Genomic DNA, 18,780 nt, shown 5'->3' with positions numbered 1-18,780 from the left:
CTATTTTGAGACATCCTCTTTTATCTTTAAATTTTTAATCTCCTATAATATCATCTTTCTTAGATACTGCTATCTCTTCCTTTGCCTTTTTTACTTCTTCTAATTCTAAATTTTCAAAGGCTACAGACATCATAAGCTTAATTCTATTTAATTGATTAACCTCACTTGCCCCGGGATCATAATCTATGGCCGCTATATTAGTTCCTTTAAAATTTCTTTTTAATTCTTTTATCATACCTTTTCCTGTAACATGATTAGGTAGGCAAGCAAATGGTTGCATACAAATAATATTTTTAGTTCCACTTTCTATTAATTCAATCATTTCTGCAGTTAAAAACCAACCTTCTCCTGTTTGATTTCCTATAGAAACTATCGGTTCCGCTAATTTTGCTAGTTCTTCTATTTCTTTTGGTGGTGAAAATCTTTTACTGTTTCTTAAAACCTCTTTCATTTCTTTTCTATAAAATTCTATAGCTTTTATTCCGATATTGTTTAATACTGCTTTTCTTTTTTTACCTGATAAATATCTATATACAAAGTTCTCACTATAAGCACAGTATAAAAAGAAATCTATTAAATCTGGAACTACAGCTTCTCCACCTTCTTTTTCTATAATATTTACTACATCATTATTAGCTGTAGGATGAAATTTAACTAAAATTTCTCCAACTACTCCAATCTTAGGTTTAGTTATTTTTCTAATTTCTAAAGTATCAAAATCTCTCACAATATCATTTATGTTTTGCTTAAACTCTTTTAAATCACCATTGTAAATACTTTTCTTACACTTTTCTATCCATTTTTTATAAAGTAAGTTTGCTGAACCTGGTATTTTTTCGTAAGGTCTTACTTTATACAAAACTTTCATGAACAAATCACCATAGACTAAAGCCATCATAGACTTATTTCCTAAAGAAGGGGTTATTTTAAATCCTGGATTCTTTTCTAATCCTACTACATTTAAAGATATAACAGGTACATTAGAGTATCCAGCTTCTTTTAATGCCTTTCTTAAAAATCCAATATAATTGGTAGCTCTACAGCCTCCACCAGTTTGAGTTATTATAACAGAAGTATTATTCACATCATATTTACCTGATTTTAACGCCTCAATCATTTGTCCAACTACAATTATGCTAGGATAGCAAGCATCATTATTTACATATTTTAACCCTTCATCTATAGATTTCTTATCTACAGATGGAAGAACTTCTAAATTATACCCAGAGGCCTTAAAAGCTGTTTCTATAAATTGAAAATGTATTGGTGCCATTTGTGGGCATAATATTGTATGATTTTTTCTCATCTTTTTAGTAAAAACTGGTCTTTCAGATATATCATATTGTTTAACAGGGTTAAAGTTCTTTTTCTTTCTTTCATATATAGCTGCTTTTAAAGAACGTAGTCTAATTCTTACGGCGCCTAAATTACTTCCTTCATCTATTTTTATAAGAGTATATATTTTACCAGTTCTTTTTAAAATTTCTTGAACTTGATCTGTAGTTACCGCATCTAATCCACAACCAAAGGAATTAAGTTGAACTAACTCTAAATTATTTTCTTTAGCTACAAAACTAGCTGCTGCATATAACCTTGAATGATAAACCCATTGGTCTACTACTCTTAAAGGTCTTTCAACTCTTCCTAGATGAGCTATAGAATCCTCTGTTAAAACTGCCATATCTAAAGATGTAATTATATTAGTTATACCATGATTTATTTCTGGATCTATATGATAAGGTCTACCAGATAATACGATACCTTTTTTACCTGTTCTTTTTAAATAGTCTATAACTTCTTCTCCCTTTTTCCTTATATCTAACTTCACCTTTTGATCTTCCTCATAAGCAGCCTCTACTGCTCTTTTTATATCATAAAGACTTATATTAAAGATATCTTTAAATTCCTCATAAAGTCTTTTAGCTAACTTCTTTTTATTATCTAAAGATAGGAATGGATTCATATATTTTATACTTTTATCTCTAATTATATCCATGTTATTTTTTATAACCTCTGAATAAGAAATTACCATAGGACAATTATAGTGATTATTAGCCTCTTTTTGTTCTTTTTGCTCAAAGGTTATAGCTGGATAAAATATAAAATTTATACCCCTATCTACGAGGCTCTTAATATGTCCATGAACTATTTTAGCTGGATAACAAGCTGATTCTGAAGGAATGGTATCTATTCCTAGATCATATATTTTTTTAGTAGACCGTGGAGATAGCTCCACTCTAAAGCCTAATTTTGTAAAGAATGTAAACCAAAACGGATAATTTTCATACATGTTTAGAACTCGTGGTATACCTACTATTCCTATTTCAGCTTCTTCTTTCTTTAGTGGTACATAATTAAATATTCTTTTATATTTATATTCATATAAATCTGGAATTTTATTTTCTATTTTTTCTTTTCCTTCTCCTCTTTCACATCTATTGCCAGATACAAATTGTGTACCATCAGAAAATTTATTAATAGTCAAAAGACAATTATTTTGACATTTCCCACATCTTTTCATTTCTGTTTCTACAGAAAATTTCTCCAATTGCTCCATTGTGGCTAAGGTAGTTTTATAGCCTTCTTCGTATCTTTCTTTAGCTATAAGTGCAGCTCCAAAGGCTCCCATAAGCCCTGCTATATTAGGTCTTATTGCTTTTCTTTGTGATATAAGTTCAAAGGCTCTTAAAACCGCTTCATTATAGAAAGTTCCTCCCTGAACTATTATTTTATTTCCCATTTCCTTAGGATCTCTTATTTTTATTACTTTTAAAAGAGCATTCTTTATTACTGAATAGGAAAGACCTGCAGATATATCTCCTATAGTAGCTCCTTCCTTTTGAGCCTGTTTAACTTTAGAATTCATAAAAACAGTACATCTAGATCCTAAATCTACTGGATTTTTAGAGGTTAACGCTTCTTTAGAGAAATCTTGTACACTCATTTTTAGAGAATGTGCAAAAGTTTCTATAAAAGATCCGCACCCTGATGAACAAGCCTCATTAAGCATAATGCTTTCTATAACACCATCTTTTATAATTAAGCATTTCATATCTTGTCCACCGATATCTAAAATAAAGTCTACTCCTGGACTAAAAAATTCTGCTGCCTTATAATGCGATATGGTTTCAACTTCTCCAATATCTATATCTAATGCAGCTTTTATTAATTTTTCTCCATATCCTGTAACTACAGAATTTAAAATCTGAGCTTCTCTAGGTAACTTTGAATATAAATCTTTAAGTATATTTATTACAGATTTTAAAGGGTTACCTTCATTACTTCCATAACTTGAAAATAATAATTGTCCATTTTCATCTATAAGGGTTACCTTAGTAGTAGTAGATCCAGCATCTATTCCTAAATAACAATTTCCTTTAAAATTCTCTAAACTTTTTTCTACTGCTTTATGTTTTTCATGTCTATTTTTAAATTCAATATATTCCTGCTCATTAGCAAATAATGGTCTTAATGTTGCTACAGATTCCAACCTAGTGTTCTCTAATTCCTCTAATTTATCTAACAAATATTTTAATGTAACTATTTTGCTATCTTTCACAGTTAATGCAGCTCCCATAGCCACAAACAACTGAGAATTTTCAGGGAAAACAACCTGCTCCTTAGTTAATTTTAACGTTTCTATAAATCTTTTTCTAAGTTCAGATAAAAAATAAAGAGGTCCACCTAAGAAAGCTACATTACCTTTTATAGTTTTCCCGCAGGCAAGCCCTCCTATGGTTTGATTAACTACAGCTTGAAAAATAGAAGCAGCTATATCTTCCCTTGTAGCTCCTTCATTAATCAATGGTTGTACATCTGTTTTAGCAAAAACCCCACATCTTGCTGCTATAGGGTGTATAACTTTATAATTTTTTGCTAGCTCATTTAATCCCTTTGCATCTGTTTGTAGAAGAGATGCCATTTGATCTATAAAGGCACCAGTACCTCCAGCACAAGTTCCATTCATTCTTTGATCTATTCCATCATCAAAGAAGGTAATTTTAGCATCTTCTCCCCCTAGCTCTATAGCCACATCAGTATTTGTAGCAAATTTTTTAATAGTATTTGTACAAGCTACTACTTCCTGTATAAAAGGTATATCAAACCATTTTGATACAGAGAGGCCACCAGAACCCGTAACCATAATACTTACACTATGATCCTTAAATTTATTAAAAGTATCTTTTATTAACTTACCTATTGTGTTTTTTATATCAGAAAAGTGTCTTTCATAAACACTGTATAATATGTTGTAATACTTATCTAATATAACTATCTTTACAGTAGTTGAGCCTACATCTAAGCCCATTTTTAATATCTCTTTCATATATAATCACCTTTTTACATTAAATATTAAAACAACGAAAAACGGAATAAATTTATGCATATTTTGACTTAATAAAAAATATATTACTAAATTCATATTAACTATGCATATTATATACTTTTAATAATTATTATTCAACTAAACATTATGTGATAGAATATACCTTTTCCCAATTATTGCAAATCACTTCATTTAACATTATTTTTTCTTTTAAATGCTGACTATTAAGAGTTTATGCTTAATCCTAATTATTAATAACATTTATTACAACTTACTCATATAATAAATCAAGATAAAGCTTATTTTCTAACAATTAGGAGATGATAACATGGATAAAGTAATAGTTGAAAATATTTTTATGAACTATCACTCTTTAAAAGGAAGCACCCCTGCATTAAAAGATATATCTTTCTCCATTGAAGAGGGTGAATTTGTTAGTATAGTTGGTCCTTCTGGTTGTGGGAAATCAACTCTTCTAAATATAATAGCTGGATTAATTCCCCAATCTAGTGGTGACATATATATAGATGGCGAAAAACAAAAATCTATTTCTCCTAAAATAGGTTATATGTTTCAAAAAGATCACTTATTTAATTGGTTAACAGTCTTAGATAACATAACCCTTGGGTTAAAAATACAACATAAATTAAATAGTGAAAGAAAAGAAACTATAGAAAAACTTTTAAAAGATTATGGTTTACTGGATTTCAAAGATCATCATCCAGATGAATTATCTGGAGGCATGAGACAAAAAGTTGCTTTAATTAGAACTTTAGCTCTTAATCCTGAAGTTCTTCTTTTAGATGAGCCCTTTTCAGCTTTAGACTATCAAACTAGATTAAATATTAGCGATGAAATATACAATATAATAAAAAAAGAAGGTAAAACAGCTATAATGGTAACCCATGATATATCTGAAGCTGTAGCTATGTCAGATAGAATACTTGTATTATCTAAAAGACCTGCAAAAATAAAAGAAGATGTAGCTATTAAACTTTCAACAGAATGTAATTCCCCTTTAAAATGTAGAGAAGCTCCAGAATTTAGAGTTTATTTTAACGATATATGGAAGGAGCTGAATGACATATGATAGATGAAAAAAAAGAACAGGAACTATATATTAAAAAAGTAAGAAATAGAAAAACTAAGATAATAATAACAAGACTTATAATATTAATAGCTATTTTTGTACTATGGGAAGTAGCCGGAAACCTAGGTTGGATAGATCCTTTTTTAACTAGCACTCCATCTAGAATGTGGAAAAGCTTAGTAAAAATCTATAGTGAAGGTACATTGTTTAAGCATATATGGATAACCTGTTACGAGACTATTTTAGGTTTTATTTATGGTACCTTACTAGGAACTTTCATAGCTATACTCCTTTGGTGGTCAGATTTTGCTTGTAAAGTTTTAGATCCCTATATTGTAGTATTAAATGCATTACCTAAAGTAGCACTAGCTCCTATTATAATTTTTTGGGTTGGCAATGGTACCAATGCTATAATAATGATAGCTCTCTTAATTTCCATTGTTGTAACTATAATTTCTGTATTAAATGGATTTAAAGAAGTTGATAATGATAAAATAAGATTAATGAAAACCTTTGGAGCCACTAAATGGCAAATATTAATTCATTTAATAATCCCTGCTACAATCCCAACTTTAATATCTACCTTAAAAATTAATGTGGGTTTATCCTGGGTGGGAGTTATAATGGGAGAATTTTTAGTAGCAAAAGAAGGTTTAGGATTCTTAATTATTTATGGTGGTCAGATTTCTCAACTGGATATAGTAATGTTTAGCATAATAATATTGGCTATTTTAGCTTATTTAATGTATGCAGTAGTAGAGTTTTTAGAAAAAAGAATATCTTTAAAAATTAAGCATTAAAAATACTTTTTTATTTTAATAAATCTATTTAGAAATTTTTTTCTGAATAGATTTATTTATTTTTGCATAAAAATAACATAAATGGATATTATAATAATACAACTAAGCTTCAAGCACATCTTAGTAAACACAAGGAGGATACATATGAGTTACTTTAATAAAGCTAACAGTTATTATAATACTAAAGATTATGAAAAAGCCATAAATCTATATAAAAAAGCGGCAGAAATCAAAGAAAATGAAGCTTCATCTTTATACAACGCTTCTGTTTGCTTTATAAAATTAAAACAATATGAAAAAGCCATTCCTTTATTAAAAAGAGCTCTAATATTAAAAAAAGATAGTAAATATTTTTTTAATTTAGGTTATTGCTATGCTATGTTAAAAAATAATAAGAAAGCTTTAGTTTACTTCAATACTGCTTGGGCTCTAAATCATAAAGATGAAGATTGTGAAAAAGCTATAAATATTATAGTTAAAAATTTAAAATAATATAAATCCCCCTTAAATGTGAATATAAAATTAATTAGTTTAATGATTTTTAACTATGATATAAAAATAAATACTAACCTATATAAAATGCTAGTAACTTTTATAGTTTATATAAAAGTTACTAGCATTTTTACCATTCCCCTGCAACTTGAGATTTTCTATGATCTATATCAAATCTTTTGGTATCAAAATAGTTACCTCCTTTATAGAAAGTTGTATCTACATTGATCCATCTTCCTTCTTCCGGTATATATACTTGATTCCATGCATGACTTACCCAACTTACTCCATTAAATCCTTCACCTGTAACTAATCTTACCTTTATGTCATTTGCTCTACACATAGCTATAAATAAACAGGAATAATCAAAGCAGATCCCACTCTTACTATTAAATGTAGGAATAGCTCCAGATTTCACCTGAAAATTATCCTTAAGAACTTTCTCAGCCTTATCATGATCATAGTCTATATTAGTTCCAATCCAATCATATATTATTTTTGCCTTTCCTTTAGATGTAGCATCTTCCGCTGCTAAATGCCTTGCAAAATTATTTATTTGTTTATTAGATTTTATCCCCTCTTCTAAAGTTACCCCATTATAATAAACAATAGTTTTCTTATCTTTAAAATTGTTTTTTTGTGATGAACTTTTACCCGCCTCTTCTTTTACCACTATTTTAAAAGAATTATTTATTATATTAGGTAACTTTTTAGCTATTTTAGAGTTAGTAACTGGTATTATTGCTTGCTTACATATATTATTATAAATTTTAGATGATTGAAGATATTTATTTAAAGTATCATTTTTAATAAACATAGAAAATACATTTAACACAAAAGCTATTAATAATATATAGCATATAGATTTAGGTATATTAAATAAGGCTCCGAATATTCTTTTAAATATATTTCCTTTATCTCTTAAAATGTCTTCCAATTTATCTAGTATAAGATATATWGTTATGGAATTTAAAAGATCTAGTATTAAAAATATTATTTTATAAATTATAAATATTATTAAAGGTGTTAATACTACGTATACCATAAAGAAATTATTTTCTATATATTTTATTATATTTTTAGGTATTCTTTCATATATATCTTTATATATTCCTGCATTATGTTCTATGAATATTTTTTTACTATAATATATGCCTAAAAATAAAGAAAATACAAAAGATATAGTTTTATTTATATCTTCTATATCTAATTTTAAATTTGGAGAAGAAAACTTTGAAAGAAAGCCTTTTAAAATAGGGAAAAAAAACACTACAGCTAATATTAAAGTAACTGGATTTGTTTTCATATCTAACACCAACCTCTTATTTCTTTATTCTATTTCATATAAAATACGATTTGTACTTTTCTTTACTTCTTCAAAGCTAAATCCCCTTCTTAACAAATAATTGCTCAATCTTCTATAAATTTTATTTTTATCATCTTCTGATTTTATTATAATATCATATCTTTTTCTAGCAAGTATATCAATATTCTCTTTATAACTATTATTTTTACTGTTAAAGGATGAATTATTATGAAATTTATCTAAATTTTCGTCTTTTATCTTATTTTCTATGTTTTTATTTGATTTTATGTCTTGCTCATCTAAGCATATATTATTGTCTTTATATAAAGCTTCATTAGATTTAATCTCATTTATTATCCATTCAGCAATATTAGAATTATATCCTCTGGATATAATGTATGCCCATATTTTTTTATATATTTTAAATTTATCTTTTTCCCTTAATATCATAATTTTATATTTTTTCTCTGCTAATTTATAGGCTATTTTTTTCTCTTTTTCTTCATCTATATTATTTATCTTTTCAATTACTATGCTTTCCTTTATTCCTTTATTTAAAAGAGCATATTTTATTTTATTTCTTCCATAAATATTTAATTTTTCTCTTATATACATATCACAATATTTATTATCATCTATAAAATCATAATCCTTCAAAAATTTAATAACCCTATCTACAGTATCCTTATCATATTCCTTTGAATATAGTTTTTCTTTAACTTGGCTTTCTGTTTTTAAAGATTTCTCTATATATTTTAAAGCATAACCTTTGGCTTTTATATAGTTATCCTCTCTAATTATATCATTAAAATTATTTTCATCTATAACCTTACCCTTTTTAAGATTATGATAGTATATTAATTCTGAACTACATGCAAAATTAAATTCTTCATTTATATAAACATTTACCCTATCCTTATTTCTTTTTTGAACTTCTATCTTAGTAATAATATTTGACATATTTTTGCACTCCCAAAACAGTTATTGATTTAAAAGTATGTGTATAGTAGGTTTATTTAGTACTTTATTAGCTACATTATATATATCCTCTTCTTTTATTCCATCTAAATCTTTCATATCTTCATAGAACTGAAAAATGCTTTCCTCATCTATTATTTGATGAAAAGCATAATTTCCTATATCAGTTACATCCTCTAAAGTAAAAGCAATAGCTGTTTTTAATATCTTTTTCATAAGATTTATAGTATTACTATCAAAACCTATATTACCTTTTTTTATACTTTCTATACAATGATTTATAACCTCTAAAGTTTCATCTACATTTTCTCTTCCTACTGAGGTATATATATACAAAGTCTTTACATAAGGTGATAAATCTAAATCTGTATATACATCGTAGGCAAATCCTCTCTTTTCCCTAAGTTCTCTAAACAATACAGAATTTCCACTTTCACCCAATCTGTGGCTTAATATTGTAAGTGCTAATTCCTCTTTTTTACTTAAACCATGTAATGTAAATAAATATACTACTGTACTTTGTTCTACATTATTTTTGTAAGAAACTTTTTTTAAAAATCTATTCTTTTCTTCTAAGACTTTTTCTCTTTTAAATTCTTTCCATAACCAATCTTTAAAATACTTTTCTACAATACTTACTACGTAATTATGTGGAAAATCAGAAACTATAGATATAAAACAATTATTAGGTACATAATATCTTTCATAAAATTTTATAAGTTTGTCTCTGGTAAAAGATTTTACTATTTTCTCATTTCCTAAAGTATCATATTTTAATGGACTTTTATCAAAAGCTGTTTCATTTACTTTTTTAAAAGAATAATCCTCTAAGTCGTCCTTACTTCCTCTTATTTCAGATAAAATTACCTCTCTTTCCCTTTCTATCTCTTCCTGAGGGAATAGACAATTTTGAAACATATCCCCTAAAATTTCTATAGATTTTTCCAGTTCTTCTTCTAAAACAGTTATACTGCATACTGTAGAATTACTATCTGTATATGCATTGTATTCCCCGCCTAAATTTTCTAATTCTCTATTTAAAGTTTCATTATCTTTGTATTTAGTTCCTTTGAAAAGCATATGTTCTATAAAATGACTTATACCCTTTTCTTTTTCATTTTCATATATAGCTCCTATCTTTATTCCTGCATGAATAGCAGCTATTTGGGTATCCTTCTTTATAGTAACTAAGGTTATTCCATTTTTTAATATAGTCTTTTTCGCATCATACATTTATATCACCTTTTTAAATTATATATTTACACCATTATAGTTTATAAATATAGACCTGTACATAGTTTAAGTAAAGTATTTCAATTTAATTGACTATATTAATTAAAAGTATTAAACTATATAGATACTAGGTATATAATGAAATTTCAAAATTTATTATATACAATAATAGACAGTTCGTAACCATCCTGTCTTTAATAAAAACTATGGAGGTATTATTATGAATTTACAAAACAAAAAAATTTCTAAACTAGTGTTTTCAGCAGTTATTGCTGCTATTTACACTGTATTAACCTTACTTTTGGCTCCCATAAGTTATGGTCAAATTCAAGTAAGGGCTTCAGAATCCTTAACTTTACTACCTTTTCTCTCTTCCTATTCTATATGGGGAGTCTTTTTGGGTTGCATTATTTCTAATTTAATAGGTGGCAATGGAATTATTGATGTAGTATTTGGTTCACTAGCCACATTAATAGCTGCTATATTAACCTATTACATAGGTAAAAGCAATTTAAAATTCAAGAAATATTTAGCACCTCTACCACCAATAATTATAAATGCAGTGGTAATTGGTTTTATTTTAAATTATACTTTAAAACTTCCATTACTACTTTCAATAATTTGGGTAGGACTAGGAGAAGCAATATCTTGTTATGTATTAGGATTAATCCTTATATCTATAATAGAAAAGAATAAGAAACTTATGTCTTATTTTAAATATTAATTATTTTAAATATAAATTTTTTTAATATAAATTTACCAAGGAGAGAACATATATGGAAAAAGTAAGATTTAAAGGCAGTGCTATGTTAAATCCTGTCCCAGTAGCACTAATAACTACTAAAAATAATGAAAAAACTAATGTATTCACTGTAGGTTGGATTGGAACAGCATGCACTAAACCTCCTATAATAAGCATAGCCATAAGACCTGAAAGACTTTCTTTTCATTATCTAAAAAATAACCCTGAATTAGTGGTTAATCTCCCCTCTAATAATCTTGTTAGAGCAGTTGATTATTGTGGTGTACGTTCTGGTAAAACTAATGATAAGATAAAAGAATGTGATTTTACACTAAAAAATTCAAATGAAATAAGCGTTCCATATATAGAACAATGTCCTATAAATTTAGAATGTAAAGTTGTAGATATATTGCCCTTAGGAACTCATCATTTATTTTTATGTGAAGTACTTTGTACCAATATAAATAATGAGCTAATAGACCCAAAAGGAAAAATTCATTTTGAAAAAGCAAACCTAATTTCTTATTCTCATGGAGAATATTATGCCCTGCCACAAAAATCTTTAGGTAAATTTGGATACTCTGTACAAAAAAAGAAGAAAAAAAAGAAGTTTAATAGATAATTTTTATTATGTTATAAAAGCCTCCTGCATACATTAATATAAAGGGGGGTCTTTTTTATGTCTAATTTTAAAAAACTATTTTATACATTAATCTTTATACTTATAGTAGAAATTATTTTAATATTTTTATCTTATCATAATCAACAAAAGATGGAAACAAACCCAATGGATAACAGTAACATATGTATACTAATAGATATTACTGCAAACAACATGGATGTGTATAGAAATGGTGAAGTAATAAAAAGTTATAGTATAGCCACCGGGAAATCCTCTACCCCATCCCCAATAGGAACTTGGAAAATAATAAACAAAGGCACTTGGGGAAGTAGCTTTGGTGGTAGATGGATGGGCCTTAATGTTCCTTGGGGCAAATATGGCATACACGGAACTGATGCACCTCATTCCATAGGGTGGAATTCTTCTCATGGGTGTATAAGAATGAAAAATAAAAATGTAGCTGAACTATACAAAATTACCCCCTTGGGTACACCTGTAATAATATGGGGAGGGCCATTTGGAAATTTTGGGCAAGGTTTAAGGCCTATAGAACCTGGTATGCGAGGTTCTGACGTGTATGAGGTGCAAAAACTTCTAAAAGAAAAAAAATATTATAGCGGTGAGCCTGATGGAATATATGGTGAAAATATGAAATCAGTAATACATAAATTTCAAAGAGATAATAATATTCCACTATCAAATACTGTTAATTCTTCCTTTTATAAAAAATTAGGGGTGGAACTTATGGAATAAGCTCCCCCCTTATATAAATATATAAAAATAGTTTTAGGCAATGGCTTGTTTAGATTTGTTTTTAAATGCTGATTTTAGCATTATTGTTGCAGTATATATTACTACTGCTATAACTAGCCAACGTAATATACCCATTGGCAAGGATTTAACTAAAAATGCAGCTATTAAAACTCCAACTGTTCCTGCTAAACACATTGACACACTAGCCTTTCTATTATAAGCACCTTCTTTAACAAATTTAGCTGATGCTGGTGGCATTAAAAATGCACAAGATCCCATCATTATTGGGAAAGCAACCTTTGGTGACATTCCTAACATAAACACTAGAGCCATACATGGTGCATATAAACCTATACCTGCTGTCATTAAAGCTCCTAATATAAAGTTTATTACTATTGCTATAATTAATTTTGTACCTTGTAATCCTATAGCATCTCCACCACCTGGCATCCAATGCATTTGACCTGCAAGCATAAAGTAAGCTGTCACTAATAGTGCACATCCCATTGTAAGTTGAATCATTTTTTCTGGAAGCTTTGATACTATGCCTGCTCCTATAACAGCTCCTACAGTTGCTGCAACTAGCATAGATATTAAAGTAATAGAATCTACTTCTATAATTTTTATGAATATTATAGCCTCAATTAAAACTGGAATTGTATTTGCAGAATTTAAAGTACCAGGTAATAATCTGTCTTCTGTTTGTTTTGTCAATTTTAGTAAAGCTGTTTGAGGTGCAAATGCACCAATTCCCAAAACATCGAAAAAGTTAACTATAAAGCCTATAATTGCTGTCTTCCCCCAAGATACATTTTCTAAATTATTTTTATGTTTCACAAAATCTCTAAATAATATAATTCCAAACCACACTGCTAAGATTATTAATGCAAACCATATAGCTTTTACCATTACTATCTCCCCTTTTTATTTTCTATTTTTCCTTAGTAAAATTATTTATAAAAACATATATAAGCTGTTTGTTCTGCAAGTTTCACATTAAATTTTTCATTAGCCTCTACTATAAATGTGTCATTTTTCCCAAACTCTTTCCAAATTGTTTCCCCTGGCAATTTAACTATCATTTTTCCACTAACTATTGTCATGAATTCCTTTTTACATGTAGAAAACTCATATTCACCTACATCCATTAGCCCTATAGTAGCCTCTCCTTCTTTATTAACAAAACTCATAGATTTTACCTTACCATCGAAATACTCATTTACTTTCATCTTTATCGCTCCTCATTTCCAGAATATTTCCAATATTCTGATTATCTTTTCTACAATTTGGTAACTTATTTTATATTCTTCGTTATTCTACTCTTTAAAATAGAATAACGAAGAAATATTCACTGTATTATTTAGACATTTCTTTAGATTTTATTGCACAATCTCTCATAGCTTCTATAATAGCATTTCTAAAACCATGTTTTTCAAGAGTTGCTACTGCTTTAATTGTAGTTCCCCCTGGTGAACACACCATATCTTTTAATGCACCTGGATGCATCCCTGTTTCTAAGACCATTTTTGCTGATCCTAATACAGCTTGTGCTGCAAATTTATAAGCCTTATCTCTTGGCATACCTTCTAATACGGCTGCATCTGCCATAGCTTCTATAAACATATACACATAAGCTGGGGATGAACCACTTACTGCAGTTACTGCATCCATCAATTTCTCTTCTACTATCTCAGCTTTTCCAAAACTTTCAAAGATACTTATAACTTCTTCAGTCTCCTCTTTAGAAACTAAATCATTAGGACATATAGCAGCCATTCCTTCTCCAACTAATGCAGGAGTATTTGGCATTACTCTAACTATTTTTATTCTTTTTCCAAACATATTTTCTGTATCTTCTAATGCTTTACCTGCTGCAATAGTAACTACTATAACATCTTTTTTAACGTTATCCTTTATCCCCTTTATAACTATTGGATATAAATTTGGTTTTACAGATAAAACTAATATATCTGCTTCTTTAGCTAATTCATTACTATTTGTTGTTACTCTGACACCAAATTTTTCATTAGCAGCTTCTAATGCCTTTTCATTTAAATCTGATAATATAATATTTTCTGGAGCAACCAGTTTTGAATTAACTATTCCTCCAACCATAGCTTGTCCCATGTTTCCAGCACCAATAAATCCAATTACTTTATTCATGTATCTTTCCTCCTAATACAAATTTGTTACTAGGAGAAAGACGTAAATTATAAATCTAGTTCCTTCTCCTAGTTTTTATTTTTCTTTACAATAATATATTAAACTAATTTTTAGTTAAACTCTTGTTCTGTTCTTTCTATTATTTCATTTTGTAATACTTTATCTAAGTTGTTGAAGTAATCACTATATCCAGCAACACGAACTATTAAATCCTTATATTCATCTGGATTTTGTTGAGCTTTTAGTAAAGTTTCTTTGCTTACAATATTAAATTGGATATGGTGTCCATCCATTGTAAAATAAGCTCTTACTAAATTAGCCATATTATCTATTCCTTCTTCACCTTGAACAACTGAAGGAACAAATTTTTGATTCAATAAAGTACCACCAGTTCTTAAATGATCCATTTTAGCCGCTGACTTTATAACGCCTGTTGGTCCATTTACATCTGCACCCTTTGATGGAGAAATACCTTCTGATACTGGAATATGAGCTTTTCTTCCATCTGGAGTAGCATTTATAACTGATCCAAAGTAAACATGGCATGTTGTTGGTAGCATATCTATTCTATAGCATCCTCCTCTACCATTAGGTCTTCCATTTACCTCATTATAATAAGCATCAAATACTTCTTTCATTATTTCATCTGCATAGTCATCATCATTACCATATTTAGGGGTTTTATTCTTAACTAAGTTATATATATCTTCATGTCCTTCAAAATTAGATCTTAATGCTTCCATTAATTCTTCCATTGTTATATTCTTTTCATCGAATACTTGGTATTTGATTGCTGATAAACTATCTGTAATTGTTCCTATACCAACACCTTGAATATAACTAGTATTATATCTTGCTCCTCCTGCATTATAATCCTTTCCTTTTGCTATACAATCATCTGTAACAACTGATAAGAATGGTGCAGGCATTAATGTTGCATACAATCTTTCTATAACTCTGTTACCATTTACTTTTATATCAACAAAATACTTAAGTTGTTTTTTAAATGCATCTAATAAATCTTCATAAGTTTTTAATGTACTTACATCTCCTGTTTTTATACCTAATTGTTTGCGAGTTTGAGAATCAACACCGTTTAATAATGTTATTTCTAATATTTTTGGTAAATTAAAATATCCGGTTAATATATAAGCTTCTTTACCAAAAGCCCCAGCTTCAACACAACCACTAGTTCCTCCACATCTAGCATCTTCTATAGATTTTCCTGCTCTTACTAGTTCCTGGACTACTGAATCAGCATTAAATATTGATGGTTGACCCCATCCTTTTCTTATAACTTCGCAAGCCTTCTTTAAAAATCTTTGTGGGGTTTTTTTACTTATTTGTACATTGGAACTTGGTTGCAATAACTTCATTTCATCTATTACTTCAAGTACTAAATAGCTTACATCATTAACACCATCTGATCCATCCGCTTTCATACCACCACTATTTATGTTTGCAAAGTCAGTATATGTTCCACTTTCCTTTAAAGTTATACCAACTTTTGGTGGTGCTGGTTGATTATTAAATTTAACCCAGAAACATTGCAACAATTCTCTAGCCTGTTCTCTCTCTAATGTTCCTTCTTCTATTTCTTTTTTATAGAATGGATATAAATGTTGATCTAATCTACCAGGATTAAATGCATCCCAAGGATTTAATTCAGAAATTACGCATAAATGAACAAACCAGTACATTTGAATTGCTTCTCTAAAGGTTCTTGGAGCATGAGCTGGTACCCAACTACACACTTCAGATATTTCCATAAGTTCTCTTTTTCTTACTGAATCTGTTTCTTTTTGTGCTAATTTAGCTGCATATTCTGAATAACGTTTTCCATAAATCATTATAGCATCACACGCTATATCCATAGCATCCAATTGTTCTTTTTTATCTAATGCTTCATCATCATTTAAATAATCTAATTTACTTATAGCTTCTTTTATTTGTTCTTTAATATCTAAAAATCCCATTTTATAATATTTATCTCCACCTGCAGTATGGCCCGGTCCTCTTTGTTCCATAAATTCAGTGAATATACCTGCTTCATAACAAGCTTTCCATTCTGGAGTCATTTTTTCTAATATTTTATGTCTCATAGATCTTTTTTCCCAGAAAGGAATAATTAATTCTTCTTGTATTTTTTTATCTTCATCAGTTGTTTTAAATGATATTTTTTCACGTTTATCCATTATATCAAAGTCTTCAACTGTATGACAGCATAATTCTGGATAAGTTGGTGTAGCCGCTGCAGCTTCCCCTCTTTCACCTACTATAAGTTCTCCATCATAAATACAAAGCTCTTTTCTTTTCATTAATTCCTTTAAAACTAATGCTCTTAATACTGGGATTGATACTGTTCCTTCATATTTTTTGTAAACATCAGTAACTATTTTTGTTCTCTCCATAGAAATACGTGGTACAGCCTTTAAACTTTCTTCTCTTAATTTTTTAACTCTGTCTGTCATCATAATTAATTACCCCCCTATTTTTACTTTAATTCCAGCCTTCTTAAATTTTTCTGCTATCTTATTCATTTTCTCATCTGATGGTTTTTCCTCACCAGTTAATTTGTACTCCATTTTAAGTCTTTTATATTTATCCATACCCATTTTATGATATGGTAATAAATTTACTTGAATTAAATGTAACTTTGATATAAATTTAATTGTTTCATCTATATTTTCATTGTTATCGTTTACATCATTTATAATAGGTATTCTTAAATAGATATTATGACCATATTTAGACAACAGTTCTAAATTTTCAAGTATAATTGTGTTTTCTACTCCTGTATATTTTTTATGGATTTCATTGTTCATTGATTTTAAATCATACAAAAATAAGTCTACTTTATCTCTTACTTTCTCAAATTTGTCCCAGGATACATATCCACTGGTATCTATAGTAGTATGTATTCCTCTAACCTTACATTCTTCTAATATTCCATTTATAAAATCAGCATGAAGCATTGGTTCTCCACCTGAAAATGTAACTCCACCGCCGGATTCTTCGTAAAACACTTCATCTTTTATTATTTCTTTTATTATTTCTTGTGATGTAAGATCCTTCCCTACATATTCTCTTGCATTATTTGGACAGAAGTTTGTACACTTTCCACAAAAATTGCATTTTCCTTCATCCACTACAGGAATATTATTCTTCATTGTTATAACTTTTTGAGGACATCTCTTAACACAAATACCACAAGCTGTACATCTTTCCTCAAAAAACATTATTTCATGTTCTTTTCTTTGAGTTTCTGGATTATGACACCACCAGCAATTTAAAGGACATCCTTTAAAAAAGACAGTGGTACGTATTCCCGGTCCATCATGAACTGAGAATTTTTGAATGTTAACAATAGTGCTCTTATTCAAGTAAACCGCCCCCCAAACTATTGCTTTATTAAATCTACTTTATTAAATCTACTTTATTAAATTTTAATATTTTTCGTCTTTAAACATATTAGGAGTATGAACTGTTAACAATTTTACAGGTTTACTAGTATAATTTGCCCAATTATGATTTATACTTGAATCATAATGCGCGCTATCTCCAGGATATAATTCCTTCTCATCATCATTAATAAATAATGTAAGTATACCTTCTAATACGTACACAAATTCTTCTCCCTTATGTTGATAAGAAATAATATTCTCTTTACTATCTGTAGGAAGTATTTCTATTAATCTTGGTAAAAAACTCTTATCTTCTAAATCATTACTAAGATTATATTTTATAAATCTATTGTTTTCTACTTGCAATATTTCCTTCTCATAACTTCTAAGAACTATTTTTTTATTTTTTTTAGGTGCTTGAAAAAAATATGTTAGATTCACATCCAATTCTTTAGCTATTTTAGTTAAAGAGTCTATAGCTACAGTTGTTAAACCTCTTTCTAGCTGTGATAAAAAACCTATTGAAAGATTTGTTCTTTCACTTAATTCTTTTAAAGTTAATTTTTTATTAGTCCTTAATTTTTTTATTTTTTTACCTATATCATCTATCATAATTAATCTCCTTAATCACTAATTTTATATAATATATCATTATATCACAGAAAATTAGTAATACTTAACTTTAAATATACACATATGTCTATATTTATTTTAGTATAGGTAAAATATATTATTTTACACAAAATCCAAATTAAAAATTATATTCTCTCGAAATTTTATTTAGAATTTTTTTAATATTAATTAAATTAATATATAAGTCTTTAATAAGCTTATTTAAATGTTGATTGTTAAAATATTATTAATCTCTAC

Annotated in this window: 16 protein-coding genes; 6 read left to right on the top strand and 10 right to left on the bottom strand. The window is 28.2% G+C overall.

Annotated features, from left to right (window positions below):
• Window positions 1–34: 34 nt before the first annotated feature.
• Complete coding sequence (locus tag ACYUEW_RS14425) at window positions 35–4,327, bottom strand: acyl-CoA dehydratase activase-related protein (protein ID WP_460277029.1); 4,293 nt, start codon at window positions 4,325–4,327, stop codon at window positions 35–37.
• 328 nt (window positions 4,328–4,655) lie between these two features.
• Between ACYUEW_RS14425 and ACYUEW_RS14420 the strand changes: the two genes are divergently transcribed.
• From ACYUEW_RS14420 to ACYUEW_RS14410, 3 genes are all read left to right on the top strand, one after another.
• On the top strand, window positions 4,656–5,417 hold the full coding sequence (locus ACYUEW_RS14420) for an ABC transporter ATP-binding protein (RefSeq protein ID WP_003483486.1): 762 nt from the start codon (window positions 4,656–4,658) through the stop codon (window positions 5,415–5,417).
• A complete protein-coding gene (locus tag ACYUEW_RS14415) occupies window positions 5,414–6,217 on the top strand; it encodes an ABC transporter permease (RefSeq protein ID WP_003483485.1) in 804 nt (267 codons plus the stop codon). Before ACYUEW_RS14420 ends, ACYUEW_RS14415 begins: the two co-directional genes overlap by 4 nt.
• Before the next feature lie 144 nt (window positions 6,218–6,361).
• Window positions 6,362–6,709 carry a tetratricopeptide repeat protein gene (locus ACYUEW_RS14410; protein ID WP_003483483.1) on the top strand — a complete coding sequence of 116 codons (348 nt, stop codon included), beginning with the start codon at window positions 6,362–6,364 and terminating at the stop codon, window positions 6,707–6,709.
• 130 nt (window positions 6,710–6,839) lie between these two features.
• On the opposite strand, the gene ACYUEW_RS14405 is transcribed toward ACYUEW_RS14410, so the two are convergent.
• The 3 genes from ACYUEW_RS14405 to ACYUEW_RS14395 are packed head-to-tail and all read right to left on the bottom strand — an operon-like array spanning window position 6,840 to window position 10,226.
• Window positions 6,840–8,015, bottom strand: coding sequence for a transglutaminase-like domain-containing protein (locus ACYUEW_RS14405; protein ID WP_085333941.1), 1,176 nt, complete (start codon window positions 8,013–8,015; stop codon window positions 6,840–6,842).
• A 24-nt stretch (window positions 8,016–8,039) separates the two neighbouring features.
• Entirely contained in the window at window positions 8,040–8,975 is a 936-nt protein-coding gene (gene recX / locus ACYUEW_RS14400) for a recombination regulator RecX (RefSeq protein WP_003483478.1), read from the bottom strand.
• Window positions 8,976–8,996: 21 nt separating this feature from the next.
• A complete protein-coding gene (locus ACYUEW_RS14395; protein ID WP_003483477.1) occupies window positions 8,997–10,226 on the bottom strand; it encodes a M16 family metallopeptidase in 1,230 nt (409 codons plus the stop codon).
• 220 nt (window positions 10,227–10,446) lie between these two features.
• On the opposite strand from ACYUEW_RS14395, the gene ACYUEW_RS14390 reads away from it, so the two are divergent.
• From ACYUEW_RS14390 to ACYUEW_RS14380, 3 genes are read left to right on the top strand one after another with little or no spacing between them, the layout of a single operon-like run.
• Window positions 10,447–10,950, top strand: a complete 504-nt coding sequence (locus ACYUEW_RS14390) for a QueT transporter family protein (protein WP_003483475.1) — start codon at window positions 10,447–10,449, stop codon at window positions 10,948–10,950.
• A 52-nt stretch (window positions 10,951–11,002) separates the two neighbouring features.
• Window positions 11,003–11,590, top strand: a complete 588-nt coding sequence (locus ACYUEW_RS14385; RefSeq protein ID WP_085333922.1) for a flavin reductase family protein — start codon at window positions 11,003–11,005, stop codon at window positions 11,588–11,590.
• A gap of 57 nt (window positions 11,591–11,647) precedes the next feature.
• Window positions 11,648–12,343: a L,D-transpeptidase family protein gene (locus ACYUEW_RS14380; protein WP_085333921.1), complete on the top strand. Its 696-nt coding sequence runs from the start codon at window positions 11,648–11,650 to the stop codon at window positions 12,341–12,343.
• Window positions 12,344–12,376: 33 nt separating this feature from the next.
• Here ACYUEW_RS14380 and ACYUEW_RS14375 read toward each other — a convergent pair whose 3' ends face one another.
• The 6 genes from ACYUEW_RS14375 to ACYUEW_RS14350 form a co-directional block, all read right to left on the bottom strand.
• Window positions 12,377–13,252, bottom strand: a complete 876-nt coding sequence (locus tag ACYUEW_RS14375) for a sulfite exporter TauE/SafE family protein (protein ID WP_003483470.1) — start codon at window positions 13,250–13,252, stop codon at window positions 12,377–12,379.
• Window positions 13,253–13,293: 41 nt separating this feature from the next.
• A complete protein-coding gene (gene ppnP / locus ACYUEW_RS14370; protein WP_003483468.1) occupies window positions 13,294–13,572 on the bottom strand; it encodes a pyrimidine/purine nucleoside phosphorylase in 279 nt (92 codons plus the stop codon).
• A gap of 127 nt (window positions 13,573–13,699) precedes the next feature.
• Window positions 13,700–14,506 carry a pyrroline-5-carboxylate reductase gene (gene proC / locus ACYUEW_RS14365; protein WP_030036785.1) on the bottom strand — a complete coding sequence of 269 codons (807 nt, stop codon included), beginning with the start codon at window positions 14,504–14,506 and terminating at the stop codon, window positions 13,700–13,702.
• A 110-nt stretch (window positions 14,507–14,616) separates the two neighbouring features.
• Window positions 14,617–16,980, bottom strand: a complete 2,364-nt coding sequence (gene hypD / locus ACYUEW_RS14360) for a trans-4-hydroxy-L-proline dehydratase (RefSeq protein WP_085333920.1) — start codon at window positions 16,978–16,980, stop codon at window positions 14,617–14,619.
• A gap of 6 nt (window positions 16,981–16,986) precedes the next feature.
• On the bottom strand, window positions 16,987–17,889 hold the full coding sequence (locus ACYUEW_RS14355) for a trans-4-hydroxy-L-proline dehydratase activase (protein WP_085333919.1): 903 nt from the start codon (window positions 17,887–17,889) through the stop codon (window positions 16,987–16,989).
• Between the two features lie 63 nt (window positions 17,890–17,952).
• Window positions 17,953–18,522: a helix-turn-helix domain-containing protein gene (locus tag ACYUEW_RS14350; RefSeq protein WP_003483460.1), complete on the bottom strand. Its 570-nt coding sequence runs from the start codon at window positions 18,520–18,522 to the stop codon at window positions 17,953–17,955.
• Window positions 18,523–18,780: the final 258 nt, after the last annotated feature.

Source organism: Clostridium sp. CTA-1 (assembly GCF_054768215.1).
This window is presented reverse-complemented; position numbering and strand designations above follow the sequence as displayed.